The 16,871-nt window shown below is 69.7% G+C and carries 16 protein-coding genes and 1 riboswitch; of the genes, 9 read left to right on the forward strand and 7 right to left on the reverse strand.

Annotated features, from left to right (window positions below; all coding sequences use genetic code 11):
• The first annotated feature begins 50 nt into the window (after positions 1-50).
• A complete protein-coding gene (locus tag AB6806_RS15710; protein ID WP_162720139.1) occupies positions 51-578 on the forward strand; it encodes a hypothetical protein in 528 nt (175 codons plus the stop codon).
• Positions 579-582: 4 nt separating this feature from the next.
• Here the strand turns inward: AB6806_RS15710 and AB6806_RS15715 are convergent, their stop codons facing one another.
• From AB6806_RS15715 to cobD, 3 genes are all read right to left on the reverse strand, one after another.
• Complete coding sequence (locus AB6806_RS15715; protein ID WP_162720140.1) at positions 583-1,797, reverse strand: MFS transporter; 1,215 nt, start codon at positions 1,795-1,797, stop codon at positions 583-585.
• A gap of 13 nt (positions 1,798-1,810) precedes the next feature.
• Positions 1,811-2,782: a D-2-hydroxyacid dehydrogenase gene (locus AB6806_RS15720; protein WP_133566015.1), complete on the reverse strand. Its 972-nt coding sequence runs from the start codon at positions 2,780-2,782 to the stop codon at positions 1,811-1,813.
• Positions 2,783-2,866: 84 nt separating this feature from the next.
• Positions 2,867-3,910, reverse strand: coding sequence for a threonine-phosphate decarboxylase CobD (cobD, locus tag AB6806_RS15725; RefSeq protein WP_370954900.1), 1,044 nt, complete (start codon positions 3,908-3,910; stop codon positions 2,867-2,869).
• Here cobD and cbiB point away from each other — a divergent pair.
• The gene (cbiB, locus tag AB6806_RS15730; RefSeq protein ID WP_142022290.1) at positions 3,909-4,886 is read left to right on the forward strand and encodes an adenosylcobinamide-phosphate synthase CbiB; all 978 of its coding nucleotides are present in this window, start codon (positions 3,909-3,911) and stop codon (positions 4,884-4,886) included. The genes cobD and cbiB overlap by 2 nt on opposite strands.
• 4 nt (positions 4,887-4,890) lie before the next feature.
• Here cbiB and AB6806_RS15735 read toward each other — a convergent pair whose 3' ends face one another.
• The 4 genes from AB6806_RS15735 to cobU all read right to left on the reverse strand — a co-directional run bounded on the left by AB6806_RS15735 (position 4,891) and on the right by cobU (position 8,603).
• The gene (locus tag AB6806_RS15735) at positions 4,891-6,546 is read right to left on the reverse strand and encodes an acyl-CoA dehydrogenase family protein (protein ID WP_142022291.1); all 1,656 of its coding nucleotides are present in this window, start codon (positions 6,544-6,546) and stop codon (positions 4,891-4,893) included.
• Positions 6,543-7,163: a TetR/AcrR family transcriptional regulator gene (locus AB6806_RS15740; protein WP_133565908.1), complete on the reverse strand. Its 621-nt coding sequence runs from the start codon at positions 7,161-7,163 to the stop codon at positions 6,543-6,545. The genes AB6806_RS15735 and AB6806_RS15740 overlap by 4 nt, the downstream gene beginning before the upstream one ends.
• Before the next feature lie 296 nt (positions 7,164-7,459).
• A complete protein-coding gene (cobO, locus tag AB6806_RS15745) occupies positions 7,460-8,068 on the reverse strand; it encodes a cob(I)yrinic acid a,c-diamide adenosyltransferase (protein WP_142022292.1) in 609 nt (202 codons plus the stop codon).
• A gap of 13 nt (positions 8,069-8,081) precedes the next feature.
• A complete protein-coding gene (gene cobU, locus AB6806_RS15750; protein ID WP_142022293.1) occupies positions 8,082-8,603 on the reverse strand; it encodes a bifunctional adenosylcobinamide kinase/adenosylcobinamide-phosphate guanylyltransferase in 522 nt (173 codons plus the stop codon).
• Positions 8,604-8,782: 179 nt separating this feature from the next.
• A riboswitch (cobalamin riboswitch) is annotated at positions 8,783-8,968 on the forward strand.
• A gap of 37 nt (positions 8,969-9,005) precedes the next feature.
• Here cobU and AB6806_RS15755 point away from each other — a divergent pair.
• From AB6806_RS15755 to AB6806_RS15785, 7 genes are read left to right on the forward strand one after another with little or no spacing between them, the layout of a single operon-like run.
• Positions 9,006-9,182 carry a CbtB domain-containing protein gene (locus AB6806_RS15755; RefSeq protein WP_142022294.1) on the forward strand — a complete coding sequence of 59 codons (177 nt, stop codon included), beginning with the start codon at positions 9,006-9,008 and terminating at the stop codon, positions 9,180-9,182.
• Positions 9,183-9,194: 12 nt separating this feature from the next.
• Complete coding sequence (locus tag AB6806_RS15760; protein WP_142022295.1) at positions 9,195-9,938, forward strand: CbtA family protein; 744 nt, start codon at positions 9,195-9,197, stop codon at positions 9,936-9,938.
• A gap of 41 nt (positions 9,939-9,979) precedes the next feature.
• Entirely contained in the window at positions 9,980-10,369 is a 390-nt protein-coding gene (locus AB6806_RS15765) for a DUF1636 family protein (protein WP_112765217.1), read from the forward strand.
• 4 nt (positions 10,370-10,373) lie between these two features.
• Complete coding sequence (gene cobW, locus AB6806_RS15770) at positions 10,374-11,429, forward strand: cobalamin biosynthesis protein CobW (RefSeq protein ID WP_142022296.1); 1,056 nt, start codon at positions 10,374-10,376, stop codon at positions 11,427-11,429.
• 9 nt (positions 11,430-11,438) lie between these two features.
• On the forward strand, positions 11,439-14,873 hold the full coding sequence (cobN, locus tag AB6806_RS15775) for a cobaltochelatase subunit CobN (RefSeq protein ID WP_370954902.1): 3,435 nt from the start codon (positions 11,439-11,441) through the stop codon (positions 14,871-14,873).
• The gene (locus tag AB6806_RS15780; RefSeq protein ID WP_142022298.1) at positions 14,870-16,240 is read left to right on the forward strand and encodes a precorrin-3B synthase; all 1,371 of its coding nucleotides are present in this window, start codon (positions 14,870-14,872) and stop codon (positions 16,238-16,240) included. The genes cobN and AB6806_RS15780 overlap by 4 nt, the downstream gene beginning before the upstream one ends.
• Positions 16,237-16,869, forward strand: coding sequence for a precorrin-8X methylmutase (locus AB6806_RS15785; protein ID WP_142022299.1), 633 nt, complete (start codon positions 16,237-16,239; stop codon positions 16,867-16,869). Before AB6806_RS15780 ends, AB6806_RS15785 begins: the two co-directional genes overlap by 4 nt.
• Positions 16,870-16,871 lie beyond the last annotated feature (2 nt).

The raw sequence follows: 16,871 nt of genomic DNA on the forward strand, positions 1-16,871 counted from the left end.
CGCCGCAGGCTTTGAAACGCCATCAATTCAGGCTTATGAATCCGGCTGCGATGTCCGATCCGTTTTCGCCTCCGCCCGCGCCGAAGCGCGGCCCGCTCAAGCGCGGGCTGCTCGCGGTGCTGCGCGCGATCCTCGTCGTCTTCATCGTCCTCGACGAGCTGCTGCGGCCGCTCTACCGACCACTGATCCGCCGGCTTGCCGATTTGCGCGTCGTGCAAAAGCTGGAGGAGAAAGTCGCCGCCCTGCCGCGCCCGCTCGTGCTGCTGGCGCTGGCGATCCCCTTCGCGATCGCCGAACCGCTGAAGATTTTCGGCCTGCTGCTGTTCGCGCGCGGACAGTTCTGGCCCGGGCTCGTCGTGACCGCCTTCGCGCATCTGATGAGCTTCGTCCTGGTCGAGCGCATCTATGAGGCCGGGCGCGAGAAGCTGCTGAGCTATCGCTGGTTCGCCTGGATCATGGCGCAGGTGGTGCGGGTGCGCGACACCATGCTCGGCTGGGTCAGGGAAACCTCGGCCTATGGCTTCGCCATGCGGACGCGCGACGCCGCGCGCCGGTGGTGGCGCACCATGCTGGCCTGAAGGTTTACGCCGCACGGCTGCGGGCGAGCACGAAGAGGGCCGCCGCCGCCAGGGCGGACAGCACGATCAGCACCAGCGTCGAGACCGTGACGCCGCCGCGTTCCAGCGCGACGGCGAAGACGAGTGGCGCTGCCGCCTTGATGACGAGGCCGGGCGCCGCGAGCTTGCCCATCGTCGCACCGAAGCCGACCGGCCCGAAAAGCTGGAGCGGCACCGTGCCGCGCACGATCGAGCCCAGCCCCATGCTGATGCCGAAGGCGACCGCGAAGAGGCCGGCGACCGCCGGCAATGCGCCCCCGATCAACAGGAGCGCGAGGCCGAGCGGCATCAGGCAGGCCGAGACCCAGGCGGTGGTCACCGGCGGCACGGCCTTCCCGAACAGCATCTCAACGAGGCGCCCCGCAACCTGGGACGGCCCGAGCATCGTGCCGATGCCCACCGCCACGGCCGCGCTGAGCCCGAAACCGCGCAGCAGCGCCAGCAGATGCACGGCCATGGCGGAGACGACGAAGCCCTGCAGCGAGAAGGCGAGCGCCAGCAGCAGGAAAGCGCGACGGCGCGCCTCGCCCCCGAGATAGGCCGGCGCCGCGATCGCGCCGGCATTGTCCGGGATCGCCGCAGGCTGGGCGGCCGCACGGCGGACCCGGCCGGGCAGGAAGGCGAGATGCAGCGGCGCGCAGATGACGAGCTGCGACAGGCCGTAGAGCCGGTAGACGCCGCGCCAGTCGAGGATGGCGAGCAGGGTGCTGGTCAGAGGCCAGAACAGGGTCGAGGCGAAGCCGGCGATCAGGGTGAGCTGGCTGATCGCGCGGCGCGCCCGGTCGCCACGCGCCTGACTCAGCGCCGTGAAGGCGGCGTCGTAGAACACCGCGGTCGTGACCGCCTGGAGCACCACCATCGCCGCGACATAGCTGACGATGCCGCGCACCTCGGCGAGCGCCATCAGAGAAAGCCCAGCCAGGACAGAACCCAGCGTCATCACCAGCCGGGTGCCGTAGCGGTCGATCAGGCTCCCCGTCACCGGCGCGACCGCGCCGCCCAGCAGCAGGCCGACGGCGAAACCGCCGAAGGTCCATTCCGGCGCCCAGCCGAATTCGGCGCTGATGCGCGGCGCGAGCACGGTGAAGGCGTAATAGAGCGCGCCATAGCCAAAGATCTGGGTGACGCCGAGCGCGGGGATCAGCGCCGGCCCGCCCGGCCGGAAGAGATGCGGCGGCACGCCGCGATCCTCCCTAGACGACCTGGTTGCGCAGGCTCTGCTCGCCGCGCGCCAGCCTGTCGAGATTGTCGAGGAGCATGTCGACGACATTGCGCTCGTAGAGCCGCGTCTCGCCGGCGCTGTGGGGGGTGACGATCACCTGCGGCAGGCGCCAGAAGGGCGAGGCGGCCGGCAGGGGCTCCTCATGGAAGCAGTCGAGCCCGGCGCCGGCGATCTGGCCGCCCGCCAGCGCGCCGAGCAGGGCCGCCTCGTCGACGACCTTGCCGCGCGCGACATTGATGAGGAAGGCCGAAGGCTTCATCGCACCGAGGATGCGGGCGTCGATCAGCCCCTCGGTCTCGGGGGTGAGCGGGCAGGTCAGGGCGACGAAATCGGCCTCCGCCACGACCTCGGCGAGGCGGTCGGGCTTGACGATCGCATGGACATGCGGATGCGCCTCCGGATTGCGGCGCACGCCGATGACGCGCATGTCGAAGGCGCAGGCCAGCTTCGCGAGTCTCAGGCCGATCCGGCCGAGGCCGACGATCACCAGCGTCTTGCCGCCGAGCTCGTCCTCGCGCCGGGCGCGGTCGCCGATCATCGGGCGCCAGCGCTGCGCCATCTGGTTGTCGCGGGCGAAATGGATCTGGCGCGCCAGAGCCAGGATCAGCGAGATTGCATGCTCGGCGACGGCGCGCTCATTGCTGCCCTGGGCGCTCGCGAGCCGGACCCCGGCCGCCGCCAGCGCCGCCTTGTCGAACTGGTCGGTGCCGGCACTCACCGACTGGATGAAACGCAGTTTCGGCAGGCGCGGCAGGAGGTCGTTGCGCCAGAGGCCCGAGACGACCAGGACATCGGCTTCCGGCGCCCGCTCGCGCAGATCGTCGAGGGTGCGCACCTCGAAATGCTTCGCGCCGCGTCCGCGCGTCAGGAACTCGTCCTGCAACTGATAGGCGGCGTGGGCGAAGCCGATCGTCAGCTCGCTCTCCGCTGGCAACAACGTCATCTGTTCCGTTCCTCCCGAATCCGCATTTTGGGCGACGTTAGACGGCGCGCCGGCTGCTGTCCCCGCGCCCATCGCATGCAAGCTTCACGCTGACGGCGATGCCTGCCGGACATCGGCGGCCAGCGCCTGCTGCAAGCGCGACCAAGCAGCGTCATCGCCCGGCAGACCGAAGCGCAAACGATCCGGCGCATTCTGGAAGCGGCGAACATAGATTCCGTGGCGGCCGAGGCGGGCGAAGAGTGCCGGTGCTGCCGGCGTTTCGAGCAAACGGAACAGGCTCGTGCCGCCGACGACGCGGCCGTGCGGCGTCAACAAGGCATCGAGGCGCGCAGCATCCCGCGCCCGCGCTTCACCGGCATCGGCGAGCCAGGCGGCATCCGCCAAGGCCCGCGCGCCGAGATGCAGAGCCGGGCCGGCGACCGACCAGGGTCCGAGCGCCGCCGCGAGCCGTGCCATCAGATCGGGCGCACCAATGGCGAAGCCGAGGCGCAGACCGGCCAAGCCATAGGTCTTGCCGAAGGAGCGCAGCACCACCACACCGGCCGGCAGATCCGGCAGGATGCTGGTCTCCGGCGTGAAATCGGCGAAGGCTTCGTCGACGACGAGCAGGCCGCCGCGGGCAGCGCAGCGCGCCGCAAGCTCCGCGATTTCCGCCCGCGAGAGCAGCCGCCCGTCAGGGTTGTTGGGATTGACCACGACGAGGGTCGCCGCCGCCTCTTCGGGCCTTGCCGCTTCGGTGACGACATAGCCTGCCTTGCGCCAGGCATGGGCATGCTCGGCATAGGTCGGACCGAGGATGGCGACTGGACCCGCCGGCGCCAGACGGGGCAGCAATTCGATCAGGATCTGCGTGCCGGGCGCGGCGACGATACCGGCATCGCCCGGCACCCGATAGGCGGCGCGGGCCGCAGCGAGGAGCGCGGCCTCGTCATCGGCGCCCGGCAGGCGCGTCCACAGGCTTAACGGCAGCTCCGGAAGCGGATAGGGGATCGGATTGATCCCGGTGGAGAGATCGATCCAGGGCCCGGGCGCATCCGGAAAGAGCGCGCGAGCCGTGGCGAGATCACCGCCATGCCAGATGCCGTCCTCAGCCAAGTCTCCAGCCCCAATCGCGCCCGCGCTCCGCATGAACCTCTCCGCCAGCCTGCCGCTGCTCGTGCTTGCCCTCGCGATCGAGGCGGCCTTCGGCTATCCCTCGCGCTTCTATGCCGCAATCGGCCATCCCGTCACCTGGATCGGACGATGGATCGGCATGCTTGATCGAGTGCTGAACCGCGAGGCCGCCTCCTTCGTCACACGCAAGGCCATGGGCGCGCTGGCGCTGGCCCTGCTGCTCGCCGTCATCATCGCCTTGTCCGCACTGGCCCAGCGCCTGTGCCTCTCCTTCGGACTGCTCGGCCTGATCCCGCTCGCGCTCCTCGCCTCGACGCTCATCGCCCAGCGCAGCCTCCACGAACATGTCGCTCGTGTTGCCGAAGGGCTGGAGCGCGAGGGGCTGGACGGCGGCCGTCGAGCCGTCGCGATGATCGTCGGGCGCAATCCGCAGACGCTGGACGAGGCAGGCGTGTCGCGCGCCGCCATCGAGAGCCTCGCCGAGAATTTTTCCGACGGCATCGTCGCGCCGGCTTTCTGGCTCGGCGCGGGCGGATTGCCGGGCATCGCCGCCTACAAGGCGATCAACACCGCCGATTCGATGATCGGCCATCGCACGCCGCGCCATCTCGCCTTCGGCTGGGCGGCAGCCCGGCTCGACGATCTCGTCAACCTGCCCGCTTCGCGGCTGACGGCGCTGCTGCTGGTCGCCTCCACCGCTCTCGACCGGACAGCCGATGCCCGCAATGCCTGGGGGGCCGTGCGGCGCGACGCGGGCAAGCACCGCTCGCCCAATGCCGGCTGGCCGGAGGCGGCCATGGCGGGAGCGCTGGGCCTGCGCCTCGCCGGGCCGCGCGTCTATGGCGAGACCCGCGTCGAGGATCACTGGATGGGCGATGGCCGGGCCGAAGCGAATGCGGCCGATATCAGGCGAGCGCTTACACTCTATCGGCGCTCCTGCGGCCTGCTCTGGGTGCTTGCAGCGCTGCTCGCGGCAACAGCCATCCTGTGACCGCCTAGTTGGGAACGGGCACGGCTCTCCCCGCGATCGCCTGCAGATCGACGCCCTGCGGCAGCGAGCCGAAATGTCCCGACCAGCCGCCGGCCAGCCGCGAGGCGACGAAGGCGTCGGCGACCCCGTGCGGCGCGTGGCGGATCAAGAGCGAGGCCGACAGGGCCAGCGCCATCCGCTCGACGAAGCGTCGCGCCAGATGCTCGTGCCTGAGCACGTCGACGAGATCGGTCTCAAGCTCGGCGAGGAAGGCGTCGTAGCGCGGATCGTTGCCGCGGGCGGCGCGCAATTCGTCGAGCAGGGCCGGCACGCAATCGGGATAGCGGCGGATCGAGCGGAGCACGTCGAGGCAGACGACATTGCCCGTGCCTTCCCAGATGCCGTTGAGCGGCGCCTCGCGATAGAGCCGCGCCATCAGATGGTCCTCGATGAAGCCGTTGCCGCCATGGCATTCCAGCGCCTCGGCGACGACCGGCGTGACGCGCCTGCAATTCCAGTATTTCGCGATCGGCGCGCCGATGCGGCCGAGCAGCTTCTCGGCCTCGCTCTCGCCTTCGCGATCGAGCGCATGGACGAAGCGGAAGGCGAGCCAGGCGGAGGCCTCGGCCTCCAGAGCGAGATCGGCGATCACATTCGCCATGATCGGCTGGTGGATCAGTGCCTTCTGGAAGGCGCGGCGATGGGCCGTGTGATGCGCGGCTTGCGCCACCGCATGGCGCATCAACCCGGCCGAGCCGACGGCGAAATCGAGGCGGGTATAGTGGTTCATCTCCAGCCCGGCGCGGATGCCGTGACCGGGCTCCCCGATGAGGTGGGCGAGGACGCCGCGGAATTCGACCTCGGAGGAGGCATTCGACTTGTTGCCGCACTTGTCCTTGAGCCGCTGGATCTGCAGCCGGTTGCGCGAGCCATCCGGCAGCCAGCCCGGCACGACGAAGCAGGAGACCCCCTCCTCCGTCCGCGCGAGCGTCAGGAACACGTCGGAATGCGGGACGGAGAAGAACCATTTATGGCCGGTGAGGGAATACGTTCCATCGGCATTGCGCGTCGCGACCGTCTGGGTCTGGCGGAGATCCGAGCCGCCCTGCTTCTCGGTCATCGCCATGCCGACCGTGCCGCCGCGCTTCTGCGTGGCCGGCAGGGGGCGCGGGTCGTACTCCGACGAGGTGACCAGCTGGCCGAACTCGGCCCAGCGCGCGGAATCGCGCCGCAGCACGGGAATCGCCGAATAGGTCATGCCGAGCGGGCAGCAGATGCCGTTCTCGCCCTGGTTCCAGAGATAGGAGACGGCGGCACGCGCCACCTGCGCGCCTTGGCGCGGCTTGGTCCAGCACAAGGAATGGAACTCGTCGCGCATGGCGAGCCCCATCAATTCGTGCCAGGCCGGATGGAACTCGATCTGATCCACGCGGCGGCCCCAGCGATCATGCGTGCGCAATTCCGGCAGGCTGCGATTGGCCTGCCGCGCCAGGTCCTGCACCGCTTGCGACCCGACATGGCCACCGACCACGCCCGCCTGCTCGCGGAACCAGCCCGCGCCGAAGGCATCGAGAATGCGCCCAAGCGCCGGGTCGGCGGCATAGGCGTCATAATCCGCCAGCGCGGGTGCCTGGTTCAGCACCTCATGGGTGTCGTAGCCGTAAGCATCGAGCGTGGTCATGCGGCCTGTCCTTCACGGGAGATCAGCGCGGCGAGGGAGAGATCGGCGAGCGCAGCCGCAATCTCGCGGCCACGCTCGGGGCTGATCGAGCGTTCCGGCGAGAGCGGGCCGATCAGCGCCTCCATGAAGCCGCCGACGATCATCGCGGCGGCGGCATCCGAATCGACGGTACGGAAGACGCCCTGTCTCCCGCCTTCGACGACGAGCGCGCGAAAAATGCCGGCGATCTCGCGGCGATAGTCAAGCCGTGTCGCGTCGACCGCCGGGTCGGCAGGCTCGGCGATCATCGACCAGGCTAGGCGGCGATTGGCGAAGGCGCGCCGGGCGAAAGCCTCGACCGCGGCGGTCAGGCGCTCGGTGACGGGAGCATCGCTCGCGGCGATCTCGCGCAGCACGGCGAGCTCGCGCGTCGAGACGATAGCGACGATCTCGGCCATCAGCTCGGCCTTGGAGGAGAAATAGGAATAGACGCTGCCGGTCGAGACGCCGCTGGCGGAGGCCACCGCGGCGATCGAGGTCTCGTGGAAGCCGATTTCGGAGACGATCCCGCGCGCGGCAGAGAGGATCGCCTCCCGCTTCCCGGCCTTGCGCGGTTGCTTTGGCGTTCCGTCGGCCATGCGGGCTCCGAATTGAACTTGAATTCAGATTCAATTTGAGAGCGAATGCCGCCCTCGTCAAGGGGCTCGGGAACTCCTCTCCTGGAAAGGAGAGGAGTAGGGGTAAGGTGTTCCGAGCGAAAACGTCGGCTTGAACCCGACCCGCCGGGAGCCCTCACGGAACTGGTCCGACCACCCACACCTCGCCCTGCCCTCTCCTTCCAGGAGAGGGATCCTCGCGCCTCGACCGGGACCTCCGAAGTCACGTCCCAGAAAGACGACGCTTCCGGCTTCCCGTGCCAACCTGCGAGGCAACCTTAGAACTCGATGCCTTCCTGCGCCTTCACCCCGGCGGCGAAGTGGTGCTTCACCAGCGTCATCTCGGTGACGAGGTCGGCCGCCTCGATCAGCTCTGGCTTGGCGTTGCGGCCGGTGACGACGATGTGGAGGTCGGGGCGGCGGGCGCGGAGCACCTCGACCACCTCGGCGAGCGGCAGATAGTCGTAACGCAGGGCGATGTTGAGCTCGTCGAGCACCAGCAATCTGATCTCGGGATCGGCCATCAACTCCCTGACCTTGGCGAAGGCGCGCTCGGCGGCGGCGATGTCGCGGGCTTTGTCCTGCGTCTCCCAGGTGAAGCCCTCGCCCATGCTGTGCCAGCTCACTTGATCGCCGAAGGCTTCGAGCGCCCGGCGCTCGCCGGTCGACCAGGCGCCCTTGATGAACTGCACCACGCCGATGTGCCAGCCATGGCCGAGCGCCCGCAAGATCAGGCCGAAGGCCGCCGTGGACTTGCCCTTGCCGGGGCCGGTATTGACGATGAGCAGTCCTTTTTCCTGCGTCTTGGAAGCGACCTCGGCGTCCTGCACCGCCTTGCGCTTCTCCATCTTCGCCTTGTGGCGGGCGGCGTCTTCGCTGTCGGTCATCTTTTCATCCGCATCATTTCACGCGCATCGGCAATCCGGCGACCATGAAGACCACGCTGGCTGCGCGCGCCGCAAGCGCCTGATGCAGCCGTCCGGCCTCGTCGCGGAAGCGGCGGGCGAGCGCGTTCTCCGGCACGATGCCGAGGCCGACCTCGTTGCCGACCAGCACGAGCGGGGCGGAGGCGCGCTCGCAGGCGGCGATGAGGGCTTCGCGGGCGGCGGCCGTGTCACGCTCGGCGAGGATGAGGTTGGTCAGCCACAGCGTCAGGCAGTCGACCAGGATCGGACGGCCCGCCGGCTGGGCGGCGATGGCCTCGGCCAGATCGAGCGGTGCATCGACCGTCTGCCAGCCGGCGGGCCGGCGGGCGCGATGCTCGGCGATCCGATCGCGCATCTCGTCGTCATAGGCCTGCGCGGTGGCGATATAGGTCCAGGGCGCCGGCTGGGCCTCGATCAGCGCCTCGGCATGGCGGCTCTTGCCGGAGCGGGCGCCGCCGAGGACGAGGGTGAGATGGGGGATTTCGGCGGGCTGCATCGGCGGCTTCGCGTTCGTTCGGCGTCATCCCCGGCGACCGAAGGGAGACCCGGGATCCATGCCGGAGCGCTTCCGAAGAAGGTTCAGGCATGGATCCCGGCTCTTCGCTGCGCTCCGGCCGGGATGACAGCGTGTATGTGTCGGACCGTTCCTGCATTGCACAGCAGTCCGCCGAAGGCTAATGATCGTCGCTGACGGTGCCTCCGCGAGGAGGTGAAAAGGGAACGCGGTGCGAGACCGCGGCTGCCCCCGCAACTGTAAGCGGATGTCCTTCGCCATCGGCCACTGGAGCGCACGCTCCGGGAAGGCGGCACAAGGGCGCCAAATCCGCGAGCCAGGAGACCTGCCGTCGACCCGCAACGATCCAACCGGCTGCCGGCGGGGCGGCTACGGAGAACAGTCATGAATACCGTTTCGGTTTCCACCTCGCAGATCAGCGTCTCGGAGCGGGCGAAGGCAGTCGCCGCCGCCCTCATCGTCGGAATCGCATTGGTCTATACGACCGGTTTCGCGGCCTCGACGAATGTCCACAACGCCGCGCACGACACCCGCCACGGCCTCGCCTTTCCCTGCCACTGAGGGAAAGCCATCATGGTCACGCGTGTTCTCACGGTCAGCATCCTGGCCGGGCTCCTGGCTGGGCTAATCATCGCCGCCCTTCAGCATGTCACCACCACCCCGCTGATCCTCAAGGCGGAAACCTATGAAAACGCCATGCGCGACGGAGCGAGAGCGCATCTCGCCTTCGCGCAGGGCGAAGCCCGCATCATCCTCGTCCATGGCGGCGCCGATCACGCCGAAGGGGCGGAGCATGACGAATGGAAGCCGCAGGACGGCACTCAGCGCATGCTCTTCACCAGCGCCGCCACCATCGGAACCGCGATCGGCTTCGCGGCGCTGCTGCTGGCCGGCATGATCGCAGCCGGCGACAGCATCGACCCGCGCCGCGCGCTGATCTGGGGTGCCTGCGGCTTCCTCGCCTTCGGCCTCGCGCCGGGAATGGGGCTCGCGCCGGAACTGCCGGGAGCCGCCTCGGCCGCCCTGCAGGCGCGCCAGCTCTGGTGGCTCGCGACCACCATCGCCACCGCGATCGGGCTGTTCCTGTTCCTGCGCTACGAGGCGCCCTGGCTCAAGCTCCTGGCCGTCGTCGTGATCCTGCTGCCGCATCTCGTCGGGGCTCCGCATGCGCCGACGCCGGAGAGCAAGGTGCCGGCCGAGCTCGCGGCGCATTTCACCTCGTTGTCGCTCGGCATCCAGGCCGCGCTCTGGCTGGTCACCGCCTTCATGGTCGGGACGCTCTGGCCCTGGATGAGCCGCCGCGCGGCTGCGGCCTGAGGATAGCGGCGCCTTCGGGCGCCGCGCGAAAGGCAAACCAGATGTCCGAGGGCGACCTCACCATCCATGTCTGCACGGCCTGCCGCCGGGCCCGCGCCGACCTCCCCGATGGTTACGACCAGCCGGGGCTGGCGCTGGCCGAACGCCTCGCCGCGCAGCTCGCAGCCAAGGGCAGCACGATCCCCGTGCTGCCCGTCGAATGCCTCGCCGTCTGCAAGCGGCCCTGCACCATCGCGCTCAGCGCCGACGGGAAATGGACCTATCTGATCGGCGATCTCGACACCGACACCCATCTCGACGAGATCGTCGGCGCGGCGGAGGCCTATGCCGCCAGCGCCAACGGCATCGTTCCCTGGAAAGAACGACCGCAGTCCTTCCGCAAGGGCGTGGTCGCGCGCGTGCCGCCTTTGCCGGCGCGCCAGCAAGGATGACATCATGAACGCTCCGCAGACCGCCAATCTCGGCAAGACACCCTGCACGATCATCACCGGCTTCCTCGGCGCCGGTAAGACGACGCTGGTGCGCCACCTCCTCGAAAACGCGCAGGGCAAGAAGCTCGCCGTGCTCGTCAACGAATTCGGCGATCTCGGCTTCGACGGCGAATTCCTCAAGGGCTGCGGCATCGCCGGCTGCAGCGACGAGGACGTGGTCGAGCTGCCGAATGGCTGCATCTGCTGCACCGTCGCCGACGATTTCGTGCCGGCGCTGGAGAAGCTGCTGAATCGGCCGAACCCGCCCGAGCACATCCTGATCGAGACCTCCGGCCTCGCCCTGCCGAAGCCGCTCGTCACCGCCTTCAACTGGCCGGCGATCCGCTCGCGCGTCACGGTCGACGGCGTCATCGCCGTGGTCGACGGGCCGGCGGTGGCCGAGGGCCAGTTCGCCGATGATCCGGAGGCGCTCGCGGCGCAGAAGGCCGCCGACGCCTCGGTCGATCACGACAACCCGCTGGAAGAGGTGTTCGAGGACCAGATCCTCTGCGCGGATCTCATCCTGCTCAACAAGAGCGACCTCATCGACGAGGCCGGCCGGGCGCGGGTCAAGGCCGAGATTGCCGAGCATCTGCCCAAGGCAATCAAGATCGTCGAGACCGCCCATGGCAAGGTCGAGCCGGCGCTGATCGTCGGCCTCGGTGCCGCGGCCGAAAGCGACCTCGCCGCCCGCCCCTCGCATCATGGCGAGGGCGAGCACGATCACGACCATGACGATTTCGACTCGGTCGCCGTGCCGCTGCCGGCCGGCTTGTCCCCCGAGGAGCTCACGGCGCGCGTCGCCAGGGCCGCCGAGGCCGAGGGCGTGCTGCGGCTCAAGGGCTTCACCGCCGTGCCGGGCAAGCCGATGCGGCTCGTGGTGCAGGGCGTCGGCCGGCGCGTCGGCCATCATTTCGACCGGCCCTGGGGCGCGAGCGAGTCGCGCGACGGACGCCTCACCGTGATCGGGCTCAAGGGCTTCGATCTCAAGGCCGTGGAAGCGGCTCTCGCGGGGGCGTAACATCGGCCGATGCATCTTCTCCCGACCAGCGAGATCAGGCTCGACGACGGCGAAGACGCCGTCGATCTCGCCCTGCCGCCGGGAGATGTGCTTGTCCTGTCCTTCACCGACAGCGACCTCTCGGCGCTGGCGGTGGCGGCAGGTGACAGCAGCCTGTCCGTTCGGCTCGCGCCGCTCCGACGCTTGAAACACCCGCTCTCGGTCGACTTCCTGATCGAGAAGACGGCCGCGCATTGCCGCTTCGTGCTGCTGCGCTGCCTCGGCGGGCTGGACTACTGGCGCTATGGCATCGAGCAGCTCGGGGCGGCCTGCCGCGAGAAGGGAATCCCGCTCGCGATCCTGCCCGGCGACGAGCGCGACGATCCGCGGCTCGGCGAGCATGCGACGGTGCCGGCGGAGCTTGCGGAAGCGCTTCTGGCCTATTTCCAGGCAGGCGGCGGCGCCGAGAACATGCGGCGGCTGCTGGCGCGGATCGGGCTTCATGTTGCAGGGCGAGGACTTCCATCCGACCTTGTGCCGCTGGTCCTGCCGGCGTTCTTCGCCCTCGGCCCCAAAGGCTCGCCCTCGCCCTGGCGCGATGCACTCGCCACGCTGCCCGCCGGCCGGCCGCTCGTCCCGATCCTGCTCTACCGCTCCGGCGTCGCGGCCGGCGACACGGCTATGGCCGAGGCGATGACCGCCGCCCTCGCCGCCCGCGGCCTCGCGCCCCTGCCCCTAGCCCTGACCAGCCTGAAGGACCCGACCGTCACGGCGGAGCTCGCAGCGCTGATCGCGACCCGCAGACCCGAACTGATCGTCACCACCACCGCCTTCTCTGCTCGCGAAGGCACCGATTTCGTGCTCGACGCCGCCAATTGCCCGATCCTGCAGGCCATGCCCGTCGGCAGTCCGCGCGAGGCCTGGGACGCCTCGCCGCGCGGCCTTTCCGCCGCCGATCTCGCCATGCAGGTGGCGCTGCCGGAATTCGACGGACGCATCGGCGCCATTCCAGTCGCCTTCAAGGCGGAGGAGAATGACCCGGCGACCGGGCTTACCATCCGCCGGCTGGTGCCGGATGCCGAGGGCATCGCCGCGCTGGCCGATCTCGCGGCCGGCTGGATCGCTCTCGCACTGAAGCCTGCAGCGGAGCGCCGGCTGGCGCTGGTGATGTCGGACTATCCCGCGCGCGGCGGCCGGGCCGGCTTCGCCGTCGGGCTCGACACGCCGGCGAGCGTGACGGCGATCCGGGAATTGCTGGCCGAGGCGGGATATGAGGTTGGACCGTTATCCTCCATCGTCATCCCGGGCGACCAAACGGAAACCCGGGATTCATGCCTGAACCTTTCCGAGCGACGTTTTGGCATGGATCCCGGATCGACGCCGCTGACGCGTCTTGTCCGAGATGACAGCGCAGATATGAATGAGGGGGCTAGCTTGATGGCAGCCCTCACTACCGGGGCTGCCGAGCTGAGCATTCCGCTCACAGCCTATAGCGACTGGCTCGCCGCGATCCCTGCCCCCGCCCGCGAAACACTCCTCGCCGCCCATGGCGCGCCTGAGGCCGATCCAGCCTGCCGCGACGGCGCCTTCCGCTTCCGCGCCGTGCGCCATGGCAAGCTCATCGTCGCCCTGCAACCGCCACGCGATGCGACGCCCGACCGCAAGGCTGTTTATCACGACCCCGACGCGCCGCCCGGTCACGGCTATCTCGCCTTCTACCTTGCGTTGCGCCAGTCCGAAGCCATCGACGCGCTGATCCATCTCGGCACGCACGGCACGACGGAATGGCTACCGGGCAAGGCGGTGGCGCTCTCGGCCGGCTGCTGGCCGCGCCTGGCTGTCGGCGGGCTGCCGGTGATCTACCCTTATGTTGTCGACGATCCCGGCGAAGCAGCGCCCGCCAAGCGGCGGCTCTCAGCCCTTACGCTCGGCCATCTGCCGCCGCCGCTGGCCGAAGCCGAGGCCGCCGGCGAAACCGCGCTGCTGCGCGATCTCGTCGAGGAATTCTCGCAGGCGCAGGTGCTGGATCCGCGCCGCGCCGACGTCGCCGCCGCAGAAATCCGGGCGCGGGCCGAAGCGAGTGGGCTCGCGGCCTCCTGCGGCGTCGCGCCGGACATGTCGATGAGCGAGGCGTTGACGCGGCTCGACGCGCATCTCTGCGACATCGCCGAACTGCCCTTCCGCGATGGCCTGCATGTCTTCGGCCATTCCGACGCCGACCCGGCTTCCGCGCGCAACGAGCGCGAAAACCTGCTCGCCGCGCTCGACGGCCGCTTCGTGCCGCCCGGCCCAGCGGGCTCGCCGCATCGCGGCCGCCCCGATGTGCTGCCGACCGGGCGCAACCTCTCGACGCTCGACCCCCGCGCGATCCCGACACGTGCGGCGGCGAGGCTAGGCCAACTCGCGGCGCAGGCGGTGGTGTCGCGCCACCTGCAGGATCATGGCGATTATCCGCGCCGGATCGTGATGGATCTCTGGGCCTCGCCGACACTGCGCTCCGGCGGCGAAGATATCGCCCATGCATTGGCGCTGATGGGCGTCGAGCCGCTCTGGGACGCAGCTTCGACCCGCGTGACCGGTTTCAGCATCATCCCGCAGCCGAAGCTCGCCTATCCGCGCCTCGACGTCACCGTGCGCATCTCCGGCACCTTCCGCGACACGTTTCCAGGGCAGATCGCGCTGATCGACCAGGCCGCGCGCGCAGTGGCGGCGCTGGACGAGCCGAACGATTGGAACGAGCCGGCCGCTGCCCACCGTCGCGGCGGGCATGGCGCGCGCATCTTCGGCGCCGCGCCCGGCCGCTATGGCGCGGCCATGGCCGACCGCGCGCTTGATGGCGACTGGACCGAGCGGGCGGATCTGGGCGCCGCCTATCTCGCGGCTTCCGACCATGCCTATGGCGGGCCGGAAGGCGTGGGCATGCGCGATGCCGGCTTCGCCGAGCGCATCCGCACCTCCGACGCCTTCATCCATGTCAGCGACACCGCCGGGCGCGACATTCTCGAAGCGACGAGCGCCGCCGACGTCATCGGCGGGCTCGCCGCGGCAGCCAAGGCGCTCGGTGCCGATCCCGCCCTCTACAGCCTCGACAGCTCGGATCCAGAGGCGCCGAAGGCGCGTACGCTGGCCGAGGACATCGCCCGCATCGTCCATGGCCGATTGACACATCCGCGCTGGATCGCCGGCCAGCTCGCCCATGGCTGGCGCGGCGCGGCGGAGCTGGCCGAGGCGGTCGACACCCTCTTCGTCTTCGCGGCGAGCACGGATGCCGTCGCCGACGGGCTGTTCGACGCCGTCTTCCAGGCCTATTGCGCCGATCCGCAGGTCTGGGCGGCGCTCGAAGCCAACAATGCGCCGGCCGCCGCCTCGATCCGCTCGCGATTGGCGGAAGCGGCCCGCCGCGGGCTCTGGACGAGCCGCCGCAACTCGGTCGGCGCCTTCCTGGCGCGGGAGGCGGCGGAATGAGCGCGCTTCCCAAGGAAGCCCTGAGGCGCGGCTGGTGCCCCAGCGCCTTGCGGCCGATGGAGACCGGCGATGGCTGGCTGGTCCGACTGCATCCGCCCGGTGCCCGGCTGACTCCCATGCAATTGCGACAGATTGCGGCTCTGGCCGGCGAGCATGGCAACGGGCTGATCGAGATCTCGGCGCGCGCCAATCTGCAGATCCGTGGCGTGAAGCCCGAGAGACACCCGGCGCTGGTCGAGCGACTGCTGGCGGAGCGTCTCGTCGATGAACATGACGGCGACGGGCCGCAGCGGCTGACACTGGTTTCGCCGCTGGCGGGATTTAACGAGGCCGTCCTGCTCGGGCTCGACCCGAGCACCTCTTCGAAGAATTTCTCGGGTCGGCGCCATGCGCCGCCCGAGAATGACGGCCGGGGCTTGATCGATGCCTTCGCGCTGGCCGAGCAGATCGAAGGGCAGGCCCGCGTGATTCCAGGCCTGCCGGCCAAGCTCTGCGTCATCGTCGACGATGGCGGCCCCCAAGCGCTGGATGGGTTCGCTTGTGATATCCGGCTCGTCGGCATCGGCGCCGGGCGCGTGGCGCTGGGCCTTGCCGATCGTCTCTGGCGCGGCCCGATCCCCGGCGATGATGCTGCCGCAGCGGTTGAGGCCATCCTAGGCCGCTTTGCGAAGCTGCGAAGCGCGGCGCCCGACCGCATCCGTCGCCTGCGCGATCTGTCGCCTGAAGCACTGGCCGGCCTCACCGCCTTGCCCGACATCACCGCGCCGATGCGACGCCCTCCGCCGCGGCGCGCCGGGCTGTTCAAGCTGGCGGGGAAGCGTTTCGCGGCGCTCATCGGCCTGCCCTTCGGCCGCTGCGATGCGGCGGCGCTCGACAAGCTCGGCGCGGGCACCGAGGCGAGCCTGGCCGATATCCGGCTTTCGCCCTGGCGGGGGCTCGCCTTCCGCGATCTCGACCGCAGGGAAGCCGTGAACCTGCTCGCGCTGGCGGGTGATCTCGGGCTGATCACGCGCGACGACGATCCGCGCCTCTCCGTGCAGGCCTGCGCCGGCAGCCCCGCCTGCTCGCGTGCAGAGGCACCGACCATGGCGGATGCGGCCGTTCTCGCCGACGCGGCCGCCGGTCTCCTTGCGCAGGGCGTGACCCTGCATGTCTCCGGCTGCGTCAAGGCCTGCGCCCATCCCGCTGCCGCCGACCTCACGCTGGTCGGGCGACGGGGCGAATATGATGTCGTGCTCGGCGGCACGACGCGGGACAAGCCGCTTGCGACGCTTGACCTTTCGGCGCTGCTCACGCGATTGCAGCCGGGACAAGAGATTCACGCGCGCCTGACCGGGGCCGCGCGTTCAACAGGACCGCGCGGTTGAGCAGGGCATACGATTACATTCAGGACGGGGCGGCGATCTACGAACGCTCCTTCGCCATCATCCGCGCCGAGGCTGATCTCGCCCGCTTCGGCGGAGCGGCCGAGCGCGTCGTGGTGCGCATGATCCATGCCTGCGGCATGACCGATCTGCCTGATGACGTCGAGATGTCGGCGGATTTCGCCGAGGCTGCGCAAAGCGCTCTCAGGGCCGGCGCGCCGATCCTTTGCGACGCCAAGATGGTCGCCAATGGTGTGACGCGCGCACGGCTGCCGGCCGGCAACGAGGTGGTCTGCACGCTTGACGATCCGCAGGTTCCGGCCCTTGCCGCCGGGATGGGCACGACCCGCTCCGCCGCCGCGATGGAGCTGTGGAAGCCCCGGCTCGCCGGCTCGATCGTCGTGATCGGCAATGCGCCGACCTCGCTGTTTCGCCTTCTGGAAATGCTCGATGCCGGTGCGCCGAGGCCTGCCGCCGTGATCGGCATTCCCGTCGGCTTCGTCGGCGCAGCAGAATCGAAGGAAGCGCTGGCCAGGGACGGGCGCGTGCCCTTCGTCGTGGTGCATGGGCGGCGCGGCGGCTCGGCGATGGCGGCGGCAGCCGTCAATGCGCTGGCGCAGGACAAGGAATAGCC

It is taken from the genome of Allobosea sp. RCC_152_1 (genome assembly GCF_041360765.1).
GTDB classification, from domain to species: Bacteria; Pseudomonadota; Alphaproteobacteria; order Rhizobiales; family Beijerinckiaceae; genus Allobosea; species Allobosea spartocytisi.